Below are 22,701 nucleotides of genomic sequence, written 5' to 3'. Positions count from 1 at the left end.
TTCTCTTTCTCTATGCTGATGTCATTATATCGGTTAATTCTGTGACAATCAATCAGATTTATTTGAAGCCAGAATAAATGGGCAGCAACAGAAATATGTGTCTGATGTACAGAATGGATAAAACTTTTCTTCTGTGAGGTATTCAAAAGATATTTCCCTTTGCCGCCGCTTATCCCTGTCACGCCATGCGTTGATAGCCGCATAGCGTATGACTACTCTGCAAAAGGCGTTAAAGGTGTACTCGATATGCTCCTTGTATGCTTCTGTGCAATTCACGGAAATTCCCCCTTTCTCCCACATGGGGCGGTGCATGGATTACAGTTACTTTTGAATTGTTATAGCCCATTTTTTAGGGCATTTTCAACAGCCTTTTTTATAACGGTGCTTGAATTTGTTGCGCCCGATATTGCGTCTACGTCTATTTTCTGTTCATCAACTATTTTGTTAGTTATGGCTTCTGCGGCTTTTCCACGTTCATGCCTATGCTCCAAAATGTTAATATTTGTGATTTCTCCATTTTGCACGGTAACTTCCACTTTAGCATATATAAAATTTACATCATATTCACCAATATAAACTCCGTCGGAAATATCCGAAATATTTATTTCTTCAAAAGTGGTTTCCTTTATTGCCTGTTTATAATCTGTAACACTTTTAAGATAAATTATTCCCCAAACCAAGCTAATAAGCACAAGGAGCATAACAGCAAATAAAACTACTTTCTTTTTAGACATTCTCATTTCATACACCTTTCGATTTTTTTGATTGTTTGTTTTGGTAACTCTTTTTTACTCGCTGTACCCGCACATACAATTTTGCCTATCGGTTTCATTCCCGCTGTCTTAAAAAATTCGTCCATACTGCGGATTGCCCCTCTGCTTTGCCCGAATATCCATGAAAAAGGAAACGGCGTGTTGCAGGAAGTTAAAAGCATATATTTCTTGCCCTTTAAACGTGGCTTAGGAAAAGTGCTTGTTTCCTCCATAGCTGTTCCCAATAATCGGTCAAATAAATTTTTAACAGGAGCAGGCACATTCGCCCAATAGACAGGAGTTGCAAGCAGAACCGTTTGGCATTTTTGTAAACATATTACAATTTTCTGTATATCGTCCTTTTGAATACAAGTGTGCGTATTCATACAAACCCTACACCCCGTACAGTAAGAAAGATTTTTTTCGTATAGGTTAATCTTCGTTACGGTATAGCCCATTTCTTCGGCTCTACAAATTGTATAATTTAGCATAGTCGCGGTTGTTCCGTTTGTATGAGGGCTTCCCAAAATAGCAAGCAACCTTTTTTCATTCATACTCATTCCCCTTGTCTGCAATAGAGCAATACAGCATATGAAAACCATGCTCTAAAAACTGGATTTTTGATAAGCCCATTGTTTTTTTTATATATTCTTCTTTATTTGCTGCAAACTGAATAAGCCCGGACAGCATACCCCACAAATTAAAAATAGTAGGCATGATTTTCAGATTGCCACGCAAATCGCCTTTATCTATGCCGGAGATTAAAAACTCCTTTATCTTTTCGTTTATTTCTTCCCCTATTTGATAAGTTTCTTTTTCTTCGGGAAGATAATCGTGGTTTTCAAAATCAATATTGATTTAATCTAATACCATTTTGAAGTAAAATGGAAATTCTTCTTGGTACTGAACCAACCCACGGCAAATGAAATTGTACTGTTCTTTTGTGGTTTCTTGTTGTTCAAGTGCAGAAACGATGTAATGATAGAGTTTTTTCATGCTATCCAGCACTAAGATACCAACAATTTCCTCTTTATTCTCAAAATACACATATAAAGTCGCTTTACTATATCCGGCTGCTTTTGCTATATCGTCCATAGATGTTGCTACAATGCCTTTATCCATAAACAATACTGACGCAGCGGAAGCAATTTTTTCTCGGTGTACGCTTCTCGGCTCTTTTTTTCTCCTTGCCATTGCTTACCTCCTATAATTAAACTTAGAGTTTAATTATAGCGGTTTTAAGGAACAATGTCAACTTTTATCTGGGAAAAGCATTTTGAAAAATGTATGTATGAATAAGTGAATGAGAGGGATTCCGTCGTCGTCGGCATTGTGGGAATGTGTATAACTGGCTGACTTATGGAATTGTGGATAACTCTGTTTGCAGGACGTGGGAAAGCTGCACTTTAGGTTTTCCATGTGCTGTGAATAGAGTTATCCATGATTCCATAGCCTGTTATGCACATTTCCATAATGCTTGTCTTTTGGTCTTTGGTTCTTTTGTTCGGAATAGTGTGGAGCTGGCGGTCTATCTCTTGTTTTCGGTTGCTTGCTTCTTTACCGTACATGAGCATTATCCCGTCTGTTTAAGCGTGCTACCGGAGAAGGGTGTAACGAGTATATTGTGCGAAAGCGGATTGAACAGGCGAAATCACTGCTGGCAACCACAACCTTGAAGGCAGGAGAGATTGCTATCATGGTTGGGTATCATGATATGAATTATTTTTCGCTGGCGTTTAAGAAGCATACGGGGGTATCACCCATTAAATACCGGGAGCAGGTGCAAAAAAAGTAGATTTATATAACGATTTTTAAGAAAGATAATGAAAAAGAGCTTGACAGGAAGTGAGAAAATGAACGGGAGAAACAGAATGGGACATAATAAGGATTCCTTGAAAAAAAAGAAATGCATGCGGTATTTACCGGTTTTGTGTCTGATGGGATGTCTGACGCTTTTGGGCGGATGTGGACGGACAAGAGAAAATGCGCAAAAGCAGGCAGAAGAAACAGAAAAGGAAGATGTGACGTATACGGTGCAAAGAGAGGAAAGCAGCCTTGCAAAATGGAAAAGTGATCTGCCGGAAGGAAAGACAGAGGGAGTATCGGCGCCGGCAATCAGGGGACTTTGTGTGAGTATGGAAGGAAAACCATTTTTTGCAGTTTCTTATGAGCCCAGGGAATATAAAAATTCCTTTGACTGCTGGGCAATTTCCGTACCCTACGAGTCTATGGTTTCCGTAGATACGGAAGTCATGTACGACTATTTTCAGATGGTGGCGGATTTGGAGCTTGGCAGAACAGAAAATATAAGCCGGAAACAGACCGGAATTGAGGAGGGAAACCGCAGTATTTTCGTGGCTTACTATGAGGGACAGACAGAGGCTGGCGGACAGGCGCAGCCGGATAAAGGACTTCTGTACCAATTCGGAAAAGAGGACGGCGAGGGAAACTATTATGTGGAAGCGGCAGACCAGATATGGACGGTAAAGAAAGCGGCGGCAGATGAACTTTTTGCATTGCATCCTTATGATTTTGTCCTTAAGGTAGTCAGCATAGTCAGCGTTGAAACGGTGTCAAAGGTGAAAATAGACACAGGGGAGAAGGAGTATGTAATGGAGGCGGAAGAAGGGGGATTTACCTTTGACGGACGTGCAGTGGATGAAAGTGTCTTTTATGGACTGTATACGGAGCTGATGAGCATTTTTATTGAGAAAGAAATTCCCGAAGATGGGGAAGGCATAGGCGGCGAGGTGCTTCTGAGGGTGACATATCAAAGAAACAACAAGGAGGCGCCGCAGATTACCCAGGAGTACTATGTTTATGATGAAACTTACGCGGTGGCAAGAGTAAACGAGACAGAATTTTTCTTAGTAAGCAGGGAGGCAGTTGAGGGCTTGATGGGGGAAATTGCGGGGGCTTTTTAGACTTTTTATGGTTTTTGCGCAAGGAGAGAAGCCGAAGTGTGAACTGTTGTTACTTTTCACGGATCAGGAATGCGCATTTACTGCGCATTCCGTGAGAACATGATTCAGGTGTGAGAGGAAATATCGCCCCGAATGTTACTATGAGCGGCTTCCAGGCCGTGAATAGTAATGAACTGTTACGAGTTAATGCGGAAAGATTTTCGGGGTTATTGTGAAAAGATAGGGGGCATGGTAGAATAAAGGCGTACAGACTGAGAGCGCCTTGTACATATTTAATTTTTGTACGCCGATAGGAAAGGGGATTATGATGAAGGAATTTTTACTTTATATAAAGAATGGCACGATAATAGACCCGATCGGAAACCGCCTGTACAAGGGGGATCTGCAGATTGAGAACGGAAGAATTAGCAGGATTATCCGTAAGGAAGGAACATCTTTTGGGAAAGATCCTTTGGCAGATGCCGGGGCGAAGATAGACCTAACAGCCCGGAAGGAGGAAAGTATATCAAATGTAAAGGTGATAGAAGGGGAAGGGCTTATGATTGCTCCCGGACTTGCGGACACTCATGTGCATTTCAGGGACCCGGGCTTTCTTTATAAGGAAGATATTTACACAGGAGCAAGGGCGGCGGCAAAGGGAGGCTTTACACAAATTGTTCTGATGGCCAACACGAAGCCCTGCGTGGACAATGAGAACACTCTTTCTTATGTGCTGGCGAAAGGAAAAGAGACGAATATCCATATAGCATCCTGCGCCAATGTGACAAAAGGAATGGCAGGGAAAGAGCTGACAGACATGGAAAGATTGTCAGAATGTGGCGCGGCAGGATTTACGGACGATGGTATCCCGCTGCTTCATAAGGAGCTGGTGAGGGAGGCTATGGAGCGGGTGAAAAAGCTGCATAGACCCATCAGCTTTCATGAGGAAAATCCTGCCCTGATTTTCAACAATGGCATTAACAAAGGAAAGGCTTCGGAATTTTACCATATCGGCGGCTCACCCAGAGAGGCGGAGATCGACCTGGTGAAAAGGGATTTGGAGCTTGCACTTTTAACAGGTGCGGATGTGGTCATTCAACATATCAGCACAAAAGAGGCGGTGGAGCTGGTGCGCAGAGCAAAGGAGGCGGGCGCATGGGTGCACGCCGAGGCTACCCCTCATCATTTTACCCTGACGGAGGAGGCGGCGATTCAAAAAGGCACGCTGGCCAAAATGAACCCGCCCCTGCGCGGGGAGGAGGACAGGCTGGCTATCATAGAGGGTCTTAAGGATGGAACCATTGACCTGATTGCCACAGACCATGCGCCTCACAGCAAGGAGGAGAAAGAGAAACCCATTACAGAAGCGCCAAGCGGAATTATCGGGCTGGAAACTGCGCTTTCCCTGGGAATCAGGGAGTTGGTGGAGAAAGGGTATTTGACTTATCCGGAACTGATAAAGGCAATGAGTACGGCTCCCTGTCTGCTTTACGGATTAGAGGGAGGCCGGATAGAGGAAGGAGCGGCGGCGGACTTGGTGCTGTTCCATCCAAAGGAAAGGTGGACAGTGTCAGAGTTTGCGTCTAAATCCGCCAATTCTCCTTTTGTGGGAGAAAGCCTTCCCGGGGTGGTTTATTACACGATTTGTGGGGGAAAGATAGTGTATGAGAAGGAATATTGTGAAAAATAAATTTTTCACAGACGGATTTTCACAGGCGATTCTTGATTCAATATGGGATTTGAGCAGGTGCCTGGAATAAATGTGGAGGGGCAGGATGGAACAAATTTGCGCGATAAGCAGGAGGTATAAGTATGAAAAAGAAAGTTCGGGCCAGAATTTTGTCCCAGAATATGCTTACGGAAGGCATCTACGATATGTGGCTGTCCACAGAGCTTGCGAAAGAGGCAAGAGCAGGGCAGTTTATCGGCATTTATACAGGCCATGAGGCGCATTTGCTGCCTCGGCCTATCAGTATCTGTGAGGTGGACAGGGAAAAAGAGGCACTTCGGGTGGTATACAGGGCAGTGGGCAGGGGAACAGAGATTTTTTCTGCCTGGCAGCCGGGAGATGAGGCGGATATTTTAGGCGTTCTTGGAAACGGCTATTCCATAGAAACAGGACGTGGTAAACAGGTAGTGCTGATGGGAGGAGGAATCGGGATCCCGCCTATGCTGCAGCTTGCCAAAGATCTTTGGGCAGCAGGCACACATGCGGAGATTGTTCTGGGGTACCGGGACAATCAGCTTTTCCTGAAGGAAGAATTTGAAAAGTACGGAAAGGTGTACGCTGCCACAGAGGATGGAAGTGTGGGGACAAAGGGAAATGTGCTTACGGCAATGGAGGCAGAGCACCTAAAGGCGGATGTGATTATGGCCTGCGGTCCCTTACCCATGCTTCGTGCAGTCAAGCGCTATGCCGAAGAAAAGCGGATAGAAGCCTACCTTTCCCTGGAGGAGCGGATGGCCTGCGGCGTAGGAGCGTGCCTTGGCTGTGTCTGTAAGACCACCCATAAGGATGCACATTCCCATGTAAACAATGCCCGAATCTGTACAGATGGGCCTGTTTTTGATGCAAGGGAGGTGGAGATTTGATGAATACAAAAGTGACGATTGCAGGTGTGGAATTAAAAAATCCGGTTATGACTGCCTCAGGAACCTTTGGATCCGGCATGGAATACAGCGATTTTGTGGACTTAAATAAGTTAGGGGCAGTGGTGACAAAAGGAGTTGCGAGTGTACCATGGCCGGGAAATCCTGTGCCCCGGGTGGCGGAAACCTACGGAGGAATGCTAAATGCAATCGGCTTGCAGAATCCGGGCATTGACGTTTTTGTAGAAAGAGATATTCCTTTTTTGCGGCAGTTTGACACGAAAGTGATTGTGAATGTGTGCGGCAAAAGTGTGGAGGACTACCTTGCGGTGGTGGAACGGCTTGGGGATACGGATGTGGACATGCTGGAAATCAACGTGTCCTGCCCTAATGTCAAGGAGGGCGCCATTGCCTTTGGACAGAAGGCGGAGAGCCTTTACGATATTACATCCCAAATTAAGAAAAAGGCGAAGCAGCCGGTGATGATGAAGCTCAGCCCCAATGTGACGGATATTGCGGAGATGGCGAAAGCAGCGGAGGCAGCAGGGGCGGATGCTATTTCGCTGATTAATACATTGACCGGTATGAAAATTGATGTTCACAAAAGAAGCTTTGTACTGGCAAACAAGACCGGCGGTTTATCGGGACCTGCCATTAAGCCGGTGGCGGTAAGGATGGTCTATCAGGCCTCCCATGCAGTGAACATACCGGTGATTGGTATGGGTGGAATCGGCTCTTTTGAGGATGCCATTGAATTTTTGCTGGCCGGGGCCAGCGCCGTAGCGGTAGGGGCCATGAATTTTGTAAATCCCTACACGACAATGGAAGTAATAAAGGGAATCGAAGCTTACATGCAAAAGTATGGAGTTGAAGATATAAAAGAATTGATTGGTGGGGTAAGGGAGTAAACACACTGTGCTGTTTGTTCAAAATACGCCTGTATTTCAAATAGATGATGAAGATGTTTCGGGACTGTTTCTTTCTTAGAGGCATACTTTACCTCCCTGGGTCATACATTAAGATAAGTAGACTTTGGGGAGGTTTTTTGTGGAGCTAATCAAACGGAATATACATATGGACTGCATGAAATGCAAGGCCCAGACACAAATGACACTTGAGGATGATGTGATCATATCAGATTCAAGGCCCGATGCCACAAAACTGATCATGGATAGAGGAAATGTGATAATTGATGAAGTGAAGGTGACCGATGATCATGTAAATGTGAAAGGCAAACTGGAATTTCATGTGCTTTATCTGGCAGAAAAAGGCGCTTCCTCGGCGGTAAAATGTGACGTGGCGGACATGGAGGGAGCGATTCCTTTTGATGAGATGGTTTTTGTGGAGGGTATCAAAGGGGGAGATAGTGTAAACGTAGATTGGGAGCTTGAGGATTTAAGCGTAAGTCTTATTAATTCCAGAAAGCTCAGCGTGCAGTCGGTGGTTACGCTTATGCTTACCTGTGAAGAAATCTGTGATGAGGAAACCGCTGTGGACCTTTACAGTGAGGAACCCGTAGAGTTCAGAAAAAAGACACTGGATGTTGCCACAATGGCTATCAAAAAGAAGGACATTTTCAGGGTAAAAGAGGAAGTGGAAATACCAGGGAGCTTTCCTAATATTTTTGCCATGATTTGGTCAGAAATCACACCGGAGGCGCTGGAATTTAAGGTGCTTGAGGATAAAATCGGGATACAGGGCGAACTGCGTGCTTTTTTCCTTTATAAAGGGGAAGGGGACGAGGAGGAAATCTGTCATTATGAGACCACATTGCCCTTTGCAGGAAGTTTGGACTGTCCTGGCGCGAGAGAGGGAATGATACCAGAAATCCGTTACCGGGCGGAAAACCGAGATGTGGAGATTCGGCCGGATTTTGACGGAGAGGAAAGGGTCATCACCTTTGAGCAATGTCTGGATCTTGATATTTGCATTTATGAGGAAGAACGGATCGATATTCTTTCGGATGTGTATGGCGTGGTAAATGAAGTGTCCGTTGTGGAAAAAAATGCGGATTTTAGAAACCTTATCACAAGAAGCAGCGGTAAGACAAAGCTGTCAGGACACTTTAAATGCCCGGATGAAAAAATCACGCTTCACAAAATACTGCATACAACAAGCAGCCTTCAGATAACGGGGCAAAATGCGAACGAGAGCGGAATTGAGCTTACCGGTGTGGTAAATTTGCAGATTTTTTATGAGTGCAGCAATGAGGAAGATAAGTATGGTGTGATTAAGGGAACCATCCCATTCCAGTATGTGCTGGATGCAGAAGGCATCAATCAGAACTGTATTTATTCTGTGCAGGCCTTTGTAGATCAGATTACAGTATCTATTATTGATACAGGAGAAGTGGACGTAAAGTGTGTACTGTATTTCAGAGCCAATGTGTACAGTAAATGGCAGGAAAAGATTGTAGAGCAGATTGTAGTGACAGAACCTGACATGGAAAAAATGGCGGCCCTTCCGGGAATAGCGGTGTATATGGTAAAAGAAGGCGATAGCCTGTGGGATATTGGAAAACGCTACTATGTACCTGTTTCCGTCATTAAGCAGACCAATGACCTTGCTTCTGATGAAGTAAAGGCAGGGGACAAAATTTTGATTGTGAAAAATGCGTAATCTTTCATTATGACACAAAAATTTCCGGAGCCTCTTAAAAGCTCCGGAAATTTTATGTTGTGCACCTGACGGCGTAGGTCTTTAAGGATTAATACAAAATATTAATCTTCCACTGTAAGGCCGGCTTCTTTAGCCATGTCGTCAAATCCCTTCTGTACAGCGTCATAAGTCTTTTGTGAAATGTCGGGAAGACTGCCGCCCCATTTCTTTTCAGCCATTTTGAAACCTTTTTCAAAAGCAGAACGCATTTTTTCAATCTGGCTGGGGTCACCGCCTGTTAATGCTTTCGCAAAATCCAAAATACGCTGGGATGTCTGAGAAACACCCCAATAGCCGTCTTCAGCGATATCGGCCTGAGCCTGAAGCTTGGTAGCAGGATCTACGGTAAATTTGCCACTGGCTAAAATGCTCCACATGTCGTTTGCATTTCCATAAGTCTGACCCTGCTTGGTGAGCATTTTTTCTACAAGGCTCTGAAGCTGAGAGGTCCTTGCATCGGCATCTGCTTTCAACTTAGCAATCATATTCGTATCAGGTTTATACTTAGTGGTTTTAGCAGTTTCGCCAGAAGGCTCGTACACTGCACCGGCAGATGTAGTTCCTTTTGAAGTTTCTGTTTTAGCTTCTGATTTGGTTTCGGTGTTCTTAGACTGGGCAGCATATGTTGTGCTGTAGACATTAGAGCCACCTGTAACTCCATTTACGCTCATAGTATCACCCTCCTTGGTTATTTTATCAATTTACTTATCGGCACATTCTTTGTAAAAATCAAGAGAGTTTCAGTATTTTACTTAAAATTGTTATGAAATATATTTAATATGTAATGAATGTGTCCGACAGGTCGATTCCAATCTCCCGCGGATTTTGCGGCAAATGCAAAGTCCCGGGCCGAACGGTTACAAACAGCCTTCGAAGCCTGTAACGTGCTTGACAAGAGAGAGGGGATTGTATAAAATTAAGTACAATTCATGTATTATGTATACAGAAATGGATGTGAAGTTTTGAATAACGGATGCAATTTCATGGGGAGGCTGTTATTTTTTCAGAGATATTCCAAACGCCAATGTAAATTGAAAGGATTAAGAAAGTATGAACGCAATACCGCAAGTATAGCCTGCGGTATGCAGGGGGTGTAAGAATGATTATGAACCAGGTTACTAGAAAAGCATATGCTAAAATAAATTTGGGCTTGGATGTTTTAAGGAGACGTCCTGATGGTTATCATGAAGTGAGGATGGTAATGCAGACAGTAGGAATTTTTGATACCCTGACCTTTCGGAAAAGAGCAGGTAAAGAACCATTACCAGATATTTTGCTCTCAGTGGATAAGGAGGAGCTTTCCGGTGATGAAAGTAATTTGATTTACAGAGCGGCAAAGCTGGTTATGGAAACTTACGGGGTGAAGGAAGGAGTGGACATTTCATTAAATAAGAACATTCCCATAGCGGCCGGTATGGCAGGAGGAAGCAGCGATGCGGCGGCGGCATTTCATGGATTAAATGAGCTCTTTGAACTATCTATGAGCCTTGAGGATATGCAGAAAATGGGTGTAAAAATTGGAGCGGACGTACCCTATTGCATAGTGGGAGGAACAGCGCTTTCGGAAGGGATTGGGGAAATATTAACCCCTATTGCAGCGCCGCCTGAGGCATATTTGCTGATAGTGAAACCGGACATTGATGTGTCTACTAAATATGTATATGAAAATCTCCATGCGGATACTTTGTCAGAGCATCCTGATATTGACGGCATGGTGGAGGCATTGCAGGAGGGGAGCCTTAGAGGGATTACTGAGCGCATGGGGAATGTGCTGGAGACCGTGACCATAAAAAAATATCCGGTCATCCATCAAATTAAGGAAGCTATGGTTATGCAGGGGGCGGAAAATGCGCTTATGAGCGGTAGCGGCCCTACTGTTTTTGGAATTTACAGGGAGAGGGAAAGGGCTCAGGAAGCGTATAAGGCAGTGGAGAAAATGGGACTTGCCAAGCAGATTTATGTGACAGAGTTTGTATAAGCATTTGGCTTAGGGAAAGGCTTTAGAAAGGGGTATAAGTTTGGAAGTAAACTTCCAAACTCTTTATTGAAGGCAGTACCGCAAGTAAGCTTGCGGTATGCAGGGGGTGTAAATATGGAAGAATTTCAAATTGATATGAATGAATTTTTACCTCTTAGGGATGTGGTATTTAATACTTTAAGAAGCGCGATCCTCACAGGTAAGCTAAAGCCTGGAGAACGTCTTATGGAAGTGCATCTTGCCAACCGGCTGGGAGTCAGCCGTACGCCAATCAGGGAGGCGATTCGAAAGCTGGAGCTGGAGGGACTTGTGATTATGATTCCAAGGCGCGGCGCGGAGGTGGCGCGGATTACGGAGAAAAGTTTGAAGGATGTGCTGGAGGTTAGGCGTACCCTGGATGCCCTCAGTGTGGAGCTTGCCTGTGAAAGAATCAGGGAGGAAGATTTAGAACGCCTGCAGAAGGCCTGCGAAGAATTTGAGAGGGCGGCCAAGGGAAAGGACGCATCGGTGATTGCAAAGGCGGATGTGGCGCTCCATGATATTATCGTAGCGGCTACCGGCAATGAGCGCCTTGTGCAGCTGGTAAACAACCTATCTGAGCAGATGTACCGCTACCGTTTTGTTTATATTATGGAAGAAAGCCAGCATGATATGCTTGTGGCTGAGCATAGGGAGATTTATGAGAGCATTGCCGGCAGGGATAAAGAACGTGCCTCAAAAGCGGCAAAGCTCCATATAGATAATCAGGAAGAATCCATTATGAAACAAATTAGAATGGAAAATCAAAGAAATTGAATAGAATAAATAGATAAGGACACACTCTTATCATAGACGCAATTAGTCCAACCAGATGTAGCTTGTCTTATCTGAAGTGCGATGCGTCTAAACAGTGGCCAGCCTGGAAATGGTTTGGGCTGACGATGGAAGGATGAGAGTGGTTCAATGAAAAGAGCATGTGAAGCTATTGTATTGTTAATTGGTACCTTGGGCTGGTGGGGATTCGTGTATCCGGATTTGTGTCTAACAAAAGACGCCTATGAACAGGAATATGAAGCGTATGGAGACTGCGAAGAACAGGAAGGAGACGAGGGGTATGACGATTGCGAAGAAAAGCAGTCTGAAGGCGGGGAAATAACAGAAGCTTTTAGAGCTTTTCCGGATAATAAAGCGAATGCTGAAAATGACAGCCATCATAAAGAAGTCTTGACAGAAGTTAAGAAAGGAAAAACGATGGAAATATCGGGTACAATACGTATAAAAAGCCGTCTGATAGAATATGTATATCAGGGCAGGTAAAACAGAGAAGGCGTTTTACCGCCGGCTGGAAAGATAAAATAACAGGAGAAATAGATTGAGATGATAAATAGAAATGCACCCGTAGGAGTCTTTGATTCCGGTGTGGGAGGACTTACGGTGGTAAGGGAAATCATGCGGCAGATCCCCAATGAAAAAATTATTTATTTCGGGGATACGGCAAGAGTGCCCTATGGCAGTAAATCAAAGGAAACGGTTACCAGATATTCAAAACAGATTATCCGTTTTTTACAGACCCAGAATGTGAAAGCAATTGTGGTGGCCTGCAACACGGCAAGCGCTTACGCCCTGGATGAGATAGAGCGGGAAGTGGATATTCCCATGATTGGTGTGGTAAAGCCGGGGGCTAAGGTGGCGGCGGAGGCTACCGCAAACGGGAAAATAGGAGTAATCGGCACGGAAGGTACGATTGGCAGCAGTATTTATTCCAGATACATAAAAGAAATAAAACAGGATGCGGATGTAGTGGGAAAGGCCTGCCCTTTGTTTGTTCCTCTTGTGGAGGAAGGGCTTTTGCAGGATCCGGTTACGGATGAGATAGCCAAAAGATATCTGACGGAGCTGATTGATATTGGCATCGATACCCTGATTTTAGGCTGTACGCATTATCCTTTGATACGCTCTACCATTGGACGGGTTATGGGAGTAAAGGTGACTTTAGTAAATCCTGCTTATGAGACGGCAAGGGAACTAAAGGAGCTGCTAAGGACAGAAAATATGTTGAATGAGGAAGAAATCCGGCTTGGCGATAACAGATACCGTTTTTATGTCAGTGATGGTGCGGAAAAATTTATGCATTTTGCAAATTCCATTATCAAATATGGAATACTATCCGCCAAAATTATTCCGATAGAAGATTATTAGTGCGCCATGCCGAAAACCCTTGTGCGAATATCTTCAGAAGTTTGCACAGGAACTTGAGGTACACTGCATGAGGCGAATCATAAAAAATGTGTGAGAAATTAAAATTTGACTCCGGTTTATCCGGGTTAGGAGGATGAAAAATAAAAATGACGAAAGAGGTACTTTTATCTCTCAAAGGTCTTCAGATGGAAATCGGCGAGGAAACACAGGCATTGGAAACCATAACGCCGGCGGATTATTATGAGAGAAATGGAAAGCATTATGTAATTTATGAAGAAATGATGGAAGGATTTACAGATGTCACAAAAAACAGGATCAAATTCAGTGATTCCAGTCTGGAGGTTTATAAAAAAGGTCTCATAAATGTACATATGGTGTTTGAAGAAAATAAGAAAAATATGACCAGCTATATGACGCCATATGGAACTATTTTAATTGGGATTGACACGGAATCTGTTCTAGTGGAGGAGAAGGAAAACCAAATCCGGGTGGAGGTGGATTATGCCTTAGAGGCGAATTACCAGCATTTGGCTGACTGCCGGATAGAGATGGAATTAAGGCCCCGCGAGGAAGGCATAAACCTTGGATACGGATCGCAGACATTATCCTGAAAGCCCTAAGGGGCTTCTTTAAGAAGTTGAACTTAAAATCAGCTTAATCTTACTCTAGAAAATAAACTTAAAAAGGCCTGCTTTTCAAGCAGGCTCCTTTTATTTAATTGGCTTTGCGCCAGCCTTTTCCTGGACTTTTTCAAGTGTCCGTTTAAAGAAACTTTTCTTTTTGGCAGGGGCAACTACCGGTTTGCCGTGAAGTCCTTTCACATCTGTAATGTAAATACCGCTTACTACGGCTTTTACTTCTTTCTTAACGGGAACAGAATCAAATATCTTTTCTTCACAAATTAAGGTCATGATCTGAGGACCTACCTTTGCTTTTACCACAGGAAGCTTACTTCCACGAAGCAGCTTGGGGGTCTGGTCAATGACCATCTGCGGAAGTCCGGACTCTTTTAGTTTCATGCGCTTCTTATCTATAATCAGCATAGATACGGTCTGCTTCATGGCGTTAATCTGTTCCTGCTGCGCTTCTTGACGCTTCTGAGCCTTTTTCCCAAGAAAATATAATACTACAAGTGCGATGATTAATACTACCAGAATAACTAATAAGATGATGGCTATTTTACTCACAATAAACCTCCTTGCCGCTTAAACATATTCAGAATCCCAAAATGACAGTATAGAAATTATTCTAGCATTTCGGGAAAGAATAGGCAAGTGATTTCACAGAAACGAGATAAAAATTGGATTTGCCGGAATGAAATCTATTAAATAAAAATTATATTAATTAGCTATTGCTTTTTTGAACAATTTCGGGTAAACTATGATTATGCTCATATAGTAAAAATGTACAGTAAATGACAATTATAGACTATTAAATGTACATGAATGATACATATATTACGTTTGTTTTGTACATATTTTAAGCTTTGAGCATTGAAGTTTGGAAGATTTACTTTAAAATCGAACAAACGTTTTGGATATTTTTTATTATACCATTAAAGGGAATTTGAAAGAAAAATGCCATGATTCCGCGTATATAAAGTTTCATTTTCGTTTATGAAAAGGGAGGTAGCAGAGAAGTTCTGTTTTGACATAAGCGAAAAGAAAATTTATATAAATAGGGCAGCAGGATTTGTTAAAATAGCATGCGGTTGCAACTTTGAAACTGCCCATACTTATTTTAAAGGAGGAAGAAAATGCGTAGAAAAGTTATTGCAATGTTAATGGCAGCAACAGTGGCTGCTGTTACGCTCGTTGGCTGCGGTGGCGGTGCGGACTCAGGTTCTACGGGTGGTACATCCGGAACAGAATCTTCCGATTCCGGCCAAGCAGGCGATACGGGAAGTTCAGAAAGCTCAGGTGGCGGTACGGCAGCTGCTGAAGGCATTACCACTGAAGTTGGCACTCCTCGTGCCGAGACCTTGATTGTTGAGTGCCAGAACTCAACGGATACACCTGGTCAGTTTAACTCTTACATGCAGGGTACTGCAATGGGATTTGGTATTCATCAGATGATGAGTGCACATTTATGGGAAATGAATACTGCTAAAGGTGAGCAGTATGGTGAAATTGCTGATGGTCTGCCGGAATCCAATGATGATTTCACAGAGTGGACAGTAAAGATTCGTCAGGGAATCAAGTGGTCTGACGGAGAAGATGTAACCGCAGATGATGTTGTTTTCACATTTAACATGATCAAAGACAACAGTGCAATCAATGCCAGCGCGGCAACCAACCTGTACATTGATTCCGTTGAGAAGGTTGATGATTATACCGTAAAATTTAATATGAAAGAGCCGTTCCCTCGTTTCGTACAGCGTTACGGCATCACCGTATGGGGAACCGATTACCGTATCGTTCCTGAACATATTTACTCACAGCAGGCGGACGTTACCACATTTAAGGATGAAGCTCCTGTTGTTGCAGGCCCTTATACGGTAAAAGATTATGATAGTCTTGGAATGTGGGTTCTTTATGAACTGCGTGAAGACTGGCAGGACAGTACACTGGGCGTTGTAGGCGCTGCGGAATTTGGTTATACGGCTGACGGTGTTCCTCCTAAATATGTTTGGTTCCGCACCTTCTCGGATTCCACAACAAAACAGATGGCAATGATCAACAACGAAATCGACCTGCTTTGCGAGGTTACTCTGGAAGAGTTCCAGACCATGAACGCTTCTAACCCTAACATCAAGTGCTGGTATGATGATTTCCCATATGCTAACCCTGATGACCCGGGCGCAAAGGGTATCGTATTCTCACATGGCAAGGGCGCACCTTATGACAATGCTGATTTCCGTTGGGGTATCTGCCTTGCTCTGGATATCGACCAGATTTCCATGAATACATTCTCAGGCGCAGGACGTGTAGCACCTATTCCTCTTTTGAACAATACACAGTTCTTACAGGAAACCTACACAATTCCGATGCAGGAATGGTTAGAGAATTTCGAACTTGATTTGGGTGATGGCACAACCTTTAAGCCTTATGACACAGGTTATGCACGGCGCATGGCAAGTTCTTTAGGTATCAGCGGTACAGATGAAGAACTGATTACTATGTTTGGTGCAGGCTGGTGGAAACATGATGAAGAAGCTGCAACTAAGCTGCTTGAGAAGGCTGGCCTTGAGAAGGTTGACGGCGTTTGGAATTACAATGGCGCACCTTTCACATTCGAGCTGAGCTACTTAGCTGACGCTGAGTTCCAGGAGGCACGTGGTGTTCAGGCTGTTTACAATCAGTTACAGGCATTTGGATTCCAGTGTACAATCGCTTCTAAATCCTCCGCAACATGGGATGTAGACGGCGGACAGGGTAACTTTGATATTGCTGGTTACTGGCCTTCAGGCGGTATCCTGAAAGATTTCTATTCTGCAATCAGCGGCTTTGATTCTGAGTTGATTAAGCCTCTTGGTGAGACTGGTTCAGGTCAGGGTATGCGTTGGAACAATGCGCGTGTGACAGAGATTCTTCATGAGTTAGCAAACATTGACCCTGAAGATCCGAAGTCTTATGAACTGCATACTGAATTCCTTCAGGAATGTGTGAAGGATATGTGTGAAATTAACTTCCTTTCCGGTACCAAGTTCGTTCCTACCAATTCTACTTATTGGGAAGGCTATCCGAATGCGAACAATCCATATGATGGTCCTTGGTGGTGGTGGAGCTGCTTCAAATATATGCTCCCGAACATTCATCCGACACAGGGTTAATCAGCAGTAGGATGCTTAGAACGTTAGTAACATGATTCGTGCTGGCAGAAAATTGATAAAGTGATTTTCTGTTGTATCATTAAAAGGCGGGGCCGTAAGTTGATGGCTTACGGCCCCGTCCTTGCTTAATAGTAAAGGAGTGCTGTGTATGAAATTTAAAACATTCTTTCTGCAGCGTGTACTCGCCTGGGCACTTACAATCTGGATTGGCGTTACTTTCATCTTTTTTATTCCACGTATGTTCCCATCAGATCCTGTTGAGAACATGATTGCGCAGATGCAGACACGTTCAGGTAATATGGACCCGGCCGAGATGGATGCACTTAGACAACAGCTACGTGTACAATTTGGTCTTGAAGGGTCAATGCTGCAACAATATGGTTCTTTCTTATGGAATGGACTGCTTCATTTTGATTTTGGCCCATCTCTTATGAGTTATCCGGAACCGGTTGGTACCATTATCGGACGATATCTTCCATATACATTGATTTTGTCATTAACATCCACGTTTCTTGCATGGGTGATCGGTAACTTTATCGGTTTGCTTGCCGGTTTCCGAAAGAACAAGAAATCTTCGCAGATTTTGGAAGGTATAGCGATTTGTATATACCCCATCCCTTATTTCCTGGTGGCTTTGGTATTACAGATTATCTTTGCCTTCGTTTTAAAATGGTTCCCGTTGCAGGCAGTTATTAAGACGGGCGTTGGTTTCGGACCGTGGTTTGGATCTCTTATGAAGGCATCCGTGCTTCCGGCAATTTCATTGTTGCTGCTTGGTACCGGCTGGTGGATTATATCCATGAAATCCCTTGCAAGTACTACGGCTGAAGAAGATTATGTGCGTTATGCCCGTTTCCGTGGTCTGTCCGAGGCAACGATTGGTAAGAGCTATGTGCTTCGTAACTCCATTTTGACACAGATTACTGCCCTTGCCATGAGTCTTGGCGGTGTATTTGGCGGTTCCATTATGACAGAGATTATTTTCGGGTATCCTGGTGTTGGTTCCTTGATTCAGAGTGCTATCCTGCAGTCAGATTACAACATGATTCTGGGCTGTATTACGATTTCTATTGTGGCAATTTCTACTGCAACGCTGATCGTTGACCTGATTTATCCGTTCATTGATCCGCGCATCAGGTACGGCTGATAGGAAGGGGGATAAACATGAAGAAATTTTGGAAAACAGCGAACTTCCGTCTGAAAACAGGACTGATTGTTACTTGCTTTTTTATGATTATTGGATTTATTGTATATTTTTTCCCACATACGGATCCGTTTACATTTAATACCTACCCGAACAACTTAGGCGCATCGGGGGAGCATTGGTTAGGTACTACCAGTATGGGGCAGGATGTTGTGTGGCTTTTAATTGAAGCAATTCACAACTCATTGCTGATTGGTTTGATTGTTGCTACGATTGGTACGGTTGCCGGTGTTTTAGTGGGATTGCTGGCTGGTTTTGCAGGTGGTACATTGGACAGAGTACTTATGATTATCACAGATACCTTCGTGGTAATTCCGTCTTTGCCGATTTTGATTATGATGACATCCCTGATGAAGGGCGGCGCTACGGTTATCGTTATGGCTCTTGTACTTGCATTATTTGCATGGGCATGGCCCAGCCGCCAGATTCGTTCTATGGCGCTGACAATTAAGGAACGTGACTTCATTCATACGGCCCGTTTCTCAGGAGAGAGCACCATGCAGATTGTTGTAACAGAGATTTTGCCATTTGCACTTTCGTGGTCACTTTCCAACTTTATGAATGCTACACTTTCCGCAATCGGTTCAGAGTCCAGCCTTGCAGTGCTTGGCTTGTCACCAGGTAACTTGGTATCCTTAGGTAATATGATTCAGTGGGCTAGAAATTATAACGCCGTTCTTGCAGGACGCTGGTTATGGATCGGCGCGCCGATTGTTGCAACTGTTATCTTATTCATTGGCCTGTTCTTGCTTATTACAGGTTACAATGATTATCAAGCTATGAAGAGAGGCAGGTGATAGAATATGCTGAAAGTCGAAAACTTGTCGACTTCTTATAAGACCATTGATGGTGATGTTCATGTGCTCAATGACATTAACTTTGAGATTCATGACAATGAGATATTCGGCATTGCAGGAGAATCCGGCTGCGGTAAAACAACCCTGCTGAACACTCTTTATGATATTGTAGAGTTTCCGCTTGTTATTGATAAAGGACGTGTTGTCTTAGAGGGTGAGAAGAACGGACAGAAATATTCTTTTGAATCCGGTCAGATTCGCAAAACCTGGTGGAATAATATTTCCTATGTGCCACAGGCAGCGCAGAGTGTTTTAAATCCAATCGTTCGATTAAAGACGCAGTTTCTTGATTCCATTCCAAAGGAAGATAAGAAAAATGAAACACCTGAGCAGACTCTGGCAAGAGTTGCCGATTATTTAAAGGAACTGAACCTTTCTCCTGACGTATTGGAATCTTATCCATTCCAGTTATCAGGCGGTATGCGCCAGCGTGCGATTATTGCGCTTGCAACTTTTATGGCTCCCGGCCTTGTGCTTGCAGATGAGCCTACCACAGCTCTTGACGTTGTGGTACAAAAAGGTATTTTGATGATGCTGATGCGCTTGCAGCAGCAGCTTAAGAATTCACTGGTTATCGTAAGCCATGATATGGGTGTGCATTATCAGATTACAGACCGTATGGCGATCATGTATTCCGGCAGCATTGCAGAACTTGGAAAGACAGAGGATATTTTTAATGATCCGATTCATCCTTATACAAAGATGCTTGTAGACGCACTGCCTCGTGTAGGTGAGGATGTTCAAAGAGTAGGTATTGCAGGTCGTCCGCCTGCGCTTAAGAACCCGCCTCCAGGCTGTCGTTTTGCGCCTCGCTGTCCACATGCAACAGACCGCTGCCGCAGTGAAGTGCCGAAATTCCGTGAAATAACTCCCGGGCGGTTTGCTGCCTGCCACTTATTAAAGGAGGAGGTGAAGAAGAATGGCTGAGAAATTATTGGAAATTAAAGGCGTCAGTAAGATTTTCCGAGTAGGCGGTATGATACGTGGTAAGAAACTGGTGGCCGTGGATGATGTTTCTTTATCCATTGACAATGATAAGCCCGTCATTCTGTCTGTCGTTGGGGAGTCCGGATGTGGTAAATCCACATTGTGTAAGATGGTTCTGCGTCTGCACAATCCTGATATGGGTGAGATTATTCTGGATGGCAAATCTTATGCTGACAAGAAAAGCTATGACCCACAGCAGTTTAAGCATGATGTACAGCCTATCTTTCAGAACCCGTACGAATCTTTTTCCTCACGGAAAACAGTAGATACCTATTTATATAATACGGCGCTTCGTCTTGGCATTGCGAAGAATAGAAGTGAAGCTGACGGAGTGGTGGATGAAGCTTTAAAGAGTGTTGGTATGTCGCTTCAGGTTGTGAAGGGCAAATATCCTACGCAGTTTTCCGGTGGTGAGTTGCAGCGTGTTTCTATCGCCCGTGCGCTTATTACACGTCCGAAGCTGATTATCGCTGATGAGCCAGTTGCGGCAATTGACGCTTCTATGAAGATGAATATCGTCAATCTTTTTAAGGAATTGCGTGATAAATATAAAATTTCATTTATTTATATTACCCATGACCTTTCAACGGCATACTATGTGTCCGACTATATTGCAACCCTTTACCGTGGCTGCCTGATTGAATATGGTCCGGCGAAAGAAATTATGGATAATCCGGCGCATCCGTACACAGACCTTCTTATGAATTCTGTGCCCCGTGTTGGTGACAAATGGAAGGATGCAACGGCTATGCCTGATATGGAAGGCAAAGAGTATGCAATTGAATATTGTAAGTTTGCTCCGCGCTGTCCGTATGCTACAGATAAATGTAGGCAGGAACGTCCTGCGCCTACCCAGATGGGGAATGAGCGTATGGTGCTTTGCTATCATCCTTTGACGGAAAAGAAGGCATAAAGGCGTAAGCTGTAAATGATACGATATAGGAATGGGACTCTCGGCTTGCCAGGAGTCCCATACTATTATAGAAATTTTATAGAATATCAGAGTAAAGAATATAATTAAAAAGAAGAATATAGTATAAGAAACTGAAATTGAAATCAATAAATCAGTTTTTGACGCATGGTGTATTTTATACACGTTCAATATGCGTTCTGTTGATAAGAATGGGGGTCTAACGTATGGAACAAGCATGGTGGAAAGAGGCTGTTGTATATCAAATATATCCGCGCAGCTTTATGGACAGTAACGGGGATGGAATTGGAGATTTGAACGGCATTACGTCACGTCTGGATTATTTAAAAGAACTGGGGATTGATGTAATCTGGCTTTCTCCAATCTATCAGTCGCCCAACGATGATAATGGCTATGATATCAGCGATTACCAGGCGATTATGCAGGAATTTGGAACCATGGAAGATTTCGACAAAATGATTGAGGGGATTCATGCGCGGGGAATGCGTTTGATGATGGATCTGGTGGTAAACCATACTTCCGATGAACATGCATGGTTTTTAGAGAGCCGTAAGAGCAAAGACAATCCTTACCGGGATTATTATATCTGGCGGGAGGGGAAAGACGGACAGGCGCCTAACAATTGGGGCAGTTATTTTTCCGGTTCCGCATGGCAGTATGATGATGCTACGGATATGTATTATCTGCATTTGTTTTCCAAGAAACAGCCTGACCTTAACTGGGAAAATCCCACGGTACGTGAGGAAGTATTCTCCATGATGAACTGGTGGTGCGGCGAGAAGGGAATTGACGGTTTCCGTATGGACGTTATCAGTCTTATTTCAAAGCGGCCCGGACTGCCGGACGGTCCTAAAGGGCCTAAGGCTCTTTATGGATATGCAGATTGTGCAAATGGGCCCCGGGTACATGAATTTCTTAAGGAAATGAATCAGAAAGTACTTTCTCACTATGATTTGATGACCGTAGGCGAGGCGGCAGGTGTTACGATTGATGAAGCAAAACGCTATGCCGGCTTTCATGAAAATGAATTGAACATGGTTTTCCATTTTGAACATGTGGGTCTTGACTCAGATGAAAATGGCAGATGGACGGATAAGCGGGTTCCGCTGATAGAATTTAAGAAGGTAATGAGCGCATGGCAAAATGAGCTTGAAGGGAAGGCATGGAACAGCCTGTATTTAAGCAATCATGATCAGCCTCGTTCGATTTCCAGATTTGGGGATGATTCGCCGGAGTATAGAGAGGTTTGCGCTAAGATGCTGGCAACCTGCCTGCATATGATGCAGGGAACGCCCTATGTATATCAGGGTGAAGAATTAGGTATGACCAATATGCCTTTTGCGGATATTTCGGAGGTCAGGGATATTGAGAGTATCAATGCCTACAAGGAAATGTCCGAAGCAGGGCTGATCTCCAAGGAAGATATGATGCACTTTATCCGTTTGAAAGGCCGGGATAATGCCCGTACACCTATGCAGTGGGATGATAGCAAGAACGCAGGTTTCACCACGGGTACTCCATGGATTGGCGTTAATCCCAACTATACGACAATCAATGCAAAAGCGGCGCTTGAGGATAAAAATTCTATTTTCCACTATTATCAAAAGCTGATTGCCTTAAGGAAAGCGGAGCCGATTATGGTCTACGGCCATTATGATTTGTTAGAGCCGGAGCACGATTCACTGTATGTTTACACGCGTTCTTTGGATGGGCAGAAGCTGCTGGTAATCTGTAACTTTACAAAGGAGCAGATAAGTTATGAAGTTCCGGCGGAGTTTGGCGGTGCACAGATTCTGATTGGCAACTATGAGAGAGATAAGGCGGAGGGGATAATTGAATTAAAACCTTACGAGGCCATGGTAATAAAATGTAAATAAAGTTTCAGCTTTTTA

Annotated in this window: 22 protein-coding genes and 2 pseudogenes; 17 read left to right on the top strand and 7 right to left on the bottom strand. The window is 43.8% G+C overall.

Annotation, left to right across the window (positions count from 1 at the left end):
* Positions 1–90: 90 nt before the first annotated feature.
* From D5281_RS26970 to D5281_RS16990, 5 genes and pseudogenes are all read right to left on the bottom strand, one after another.
* Positions 91–276 (bottom strand): annotated as a pseudogene (locus D5281_RS26970) (sigma-70 family RNA polymerase sigma factor); the annotation flags it as partial.
* A 59-nt stretch (positions 277–335) separates the two neighbouring features.
* Positions 336–740, bottom strand: coding sequence for an FMN-binding protein (locus tag D5281_RS17005; protein WP_160561295.1), 405 nt, complete (start codon positions 738–740; stop codon positions 336–338).
* A complete protein-coding gene (locus tag D5281_RS17000) occupies positions 737–1,306 on the bottom strand; it encodes a flavodoxin family protein (protein ID WP_160561294.1) in 570 nt (189 codons plus the stop codon). The genes D5281_RS17005 and D5281_RS17000 overlap by 4 nt, the downstream gene beginning before the upstream one ends.
* Positions 1,299–1,946, bottom strand: a pseudogene (locus D5281_RS26965) (TetR/AcrR family transcriptional regulator). The gene D5281_RS17000 and the pseudogene D5281_RS26965 overlap by 8 nt, the downstream one beginning before the upstream one ends.
* A 212-nt stretch (positions 1,947–2,158) precedes the next feature.
* Positions 2,159–2,320: a DUF4294 domain-containing protein gene (locus tag D5281_RS16990; RefSeq protein ID WP_160561293.1), complete on the bottom strand. Its 162-nt coding sequence runs from the start codon at positions 2,318–2,320 to the stop codon at positions 2,159–2,161.
* A 56-nt stretch (positions 2,321–2,376) separates the two neighbouring features.
* Here D5281_RS16990 and D5281_RS16985 point away from each other — a divergent pair, with 56 nt between their 5' ends.
* From D5281_RS16985 to D5281_RS16960, 6 genes are all read left to right on the top strand, one after another.
* Positions 2,377–2,547 (top strand): helix-turn-helix domain-containing protein, encoded by a 171-nt coding sequence (locus tag D5281_RS16985; protein ID WP_334296620.1) that lies wholly within the window; start codon positions 2,377–2,379, stop codon positions 2,545–2,547.
* A gap of 58 nt (positions 2,548–2,605) precedes the next feature.
* A complete protein-coding gene (locus D5281_RS16980) occupies positions 2,606–3,676 on the top strand; it encodes a hypothetical protein (RefSeq protein WP_160561292.1) in 1,071 nt (356 codons plus the stop codon).
* Between the two features lie 304 nt (positions 3,677–3,980).
* Positions 3,981–5,345 carry a dihydroorotase gene (locus tag D5281_RS16975; protein ID WP_277935422.1) on the top strand — a complete coding sequence of 455 codons (1,365 nt, stop codon included), beginning with the start codon at positions 3,981–3,983 and terminating at the stop codon, positions 5,343–5,345.
* A 116-nt stretch (positions 5,346–5,461) separates the two neighbouring features.
* Positions 5,462–6,247 carry a dihydroorotate dehydrogenase electron transfer subunit gene (locus D5281_RS16970; protein ID WP_456299544.1) on the top strand — a complete coding sequence of 262 codons (786 nt, stop codon included), beginning with the start codon at positions 5,462–5,464 and terminating at the stop codon, positions 6,245–6,247.
* On the top strand, positions 6,247–7,152 hold the full coding sequence (locus D5281_RS16965) for a dihydroorotate dehydrogenase (protein WP_277935423.1): 906 nt from the start codon (positions 6,247–6,249) through the stop codon (positions 7,150–7,152). Before D5281_RS16970 ends, D5281_RS16965 begins: the two co-directional genes overlap by 1 nt.
* A 139-nt stretch (positions 7,153–7,291) precedes the next feature.
* The gene (locus D5281_RS16960; RefSeq protein ID WP_330585112.1) at positions 7,292–8,863 is read left to right on the top strand and encodes a DUF3794 and LysM peptidoglycan-binding domain-containing protein; all 1,572 of its coding nucleotides are present in this window, start codon (positions 7,292–7,294) and stop codon (positions 8,861–8,863) included.
* 101 nt (positions 8,864–8,964) lie between these two features.
* On the opposite strand, the gene D5281_RS16955 is transcribed toward D5281_RS16960, so the two are convergent.
* Entirely contained in the window at positions 8,965–9,573 is a 609-nt protein-coding gene (locus D5281_RS16955) for a hypothetical protein (RefSeq protein WP_160561289.1), read from the bottom strand.
* Between the two features lie 434 nt (positions 9,574–10,007).
* Here D5281_RS16955 and ispE point away from each other — a divergent pair, with 434 nt between their 5' ends.
* The 5 genes from ispE to D5281_RS16930 all read left to right on the top strand — a co-directional run bounded on the left by ispE (position 10,008) and on the right by D5281_RS16930 (position 13,669).
* On the top strand, positions 10,008–10,880 hold the full coding sequence (ispE, locus tag D5281_RS16950) for a 4-(cytidine 5'-diphospho)-2-C-methyl-D-erythritol kinase (protein WP_160561298.1): 873 nt from the start codon (positions 10,008–10,010) through the stop codon (positions 10,878–10,880).
* 114 nt (positions 10,881–10,994) lie between these two features.
* A complete protein-coding gene (locus tag D5281_RS16945; protein WP_160561288.1) occupies positions 10,995–11,675 on the top strand; it encodes a GntR family transcriptional regulator in 681 nt (226 codons plus the stop codon).
* Positions 11,676–11,822: 147 nt separating this feature from the next.
* Positions 11,823–12,176, top strand: a complete 354-nt coding sequence (locus D5281_RS16940; protein ID WP_160561287.1) for a hypothetical protein — start codon at positions 11,823–11,825, stop codon at positions 12,174–12,176.
* Positions 12,177–12,236: 60 nt separating this feature from the next.
* Positions 12,237–13,058, top strand: a complete 822-nt coding sequence (murI, locus tag D5281_RS16935; RefSeq protein WP_160561286.1) for a glutamate racemase — start codon at positions 12,237–12,239, stop codon at positions 13,056–13,058.
* Positions 13,059–13,204: 146 nt separating this feature from the next.
* Entirely contained in the window at positions 13,205–13,669 is a 465-nt protein-coding gene (locus D5281_RS16930; RefSeq protein WP_160561285.1) for a DUF1934 domain-containing protein, read from the top strand.
* 99 nt (positions 13,670–13,768) lie between these two features.
* Here the strand turns inward: D5281_RS16930 and D5281_RS16925 are convergent, their stop codons facing one another.
* Positions 13,769–14,245 carry a hypothetical protein gene (locus D5281_RS16925; RefSeq protein WP_330585110.1) on the bottom strand — a complete coding sequence of 159 codons (477 nt, stop codon included), beginning with the start codon at positions 14,243–14,245 and terminating at the stop codon, positions 13,769–13,771.
* A gap of 569 nt (positions 14,246–14,814) precedes the next feature.
* Here D5281_RS16925 and D5281_RS16920 point away from each other — a divergent pair.
* From D5281_RS16920 to D5281_RS16895, 6 genes are all read left to right on the top strand, one after another.
* Positions 14,815–16,830 (top strand): ABC transporter substrate-binding protein, encoded by a 2,016-nt coding sequence (locus tag D5281_RS16920; protein ID WP_160561284.1) that lies wholly within the window; start codon positions 14,815–14,817, stop codon positions 16,828–16,830.
* A gap of 148 nt (positions 16,831–16,978) precedes the next feature.
* Positions 16,979–17,977: an ABC transporter permease gene (locus D5281_RS16915; protein WP_160561283.1), complete on the top strand. Its 999-nt coding sequence runs from the start codon at positions 16,979–16,981 to the stop codon at positions 17,975–17,977.
* Between the two features lie 17 nt (positions 17,978–17,994).
* On the top strand, positions 17,995–18,831 hold the full coding sequence (locus D5281_RS16910; protein WP_160561282.1) for an ABC transporter permease: 837 nt from the start codon (positions 17,995–17,997) through the stop codon (positions 18,829–18,831).
* Positions 18,832–18,837: 6 nt separating this feature from the next.
* Positions 18,838–19,818 carry an ABC transporter ATP-binding protein gene (locus D5281_RS16905; RefSeq protein WP_160561281.1) on the top strand — a complete coding sequence of 327 codons (981 nt, stop codon included), beginning with the start codon at positions 18,838–18,840 and terminating at the stop codon, positions 19,816–19,818.
* The gene (locus D5281_RS16900) at positions 19,811–20,791 is read left to right on the top strand and encodes an ABC transporter ATP-binding protein (protein WP_160561280.1); all 981 of its coding nucleotides are present in this window, start codon (positions 19,811–19,813) and stop codon (positions 20,789–20,791) included. The genes D5281_RS16905 and D5281_RS16900 overlap by 8 nt, the downstream gene beginning before the upstream one ends.
* A gap of 224 nt (positions 20,792–21,015) precedes the next feature.
* Entirely contained in the window at positions 21,016–22,686 is a 1,671-nt protein-coding gene (locus D5281_RS16895) for a glycoside hydrolase family 13 protein (RefSeq protein ID WP_160561279.1), read from the top strand.
* Positions 22,687–22,701: the final 15 nt, after the last annotated feature.

The sequence above is a fragment of the Parablautia muri genome, from assembly GCF_009917485.1.
Taxonomy (GTDB): Bacteria; Bacillota; Clostridia; order Lachnospirales; family Lachnospiraceae; genus Suilimivivens; species Suilimivivens muri.
The sequence above is the reverse complement of the archived record's forward strand: the minus strand, read 5'-3'. Positions and strand labels throughout refer to the sequence as shown.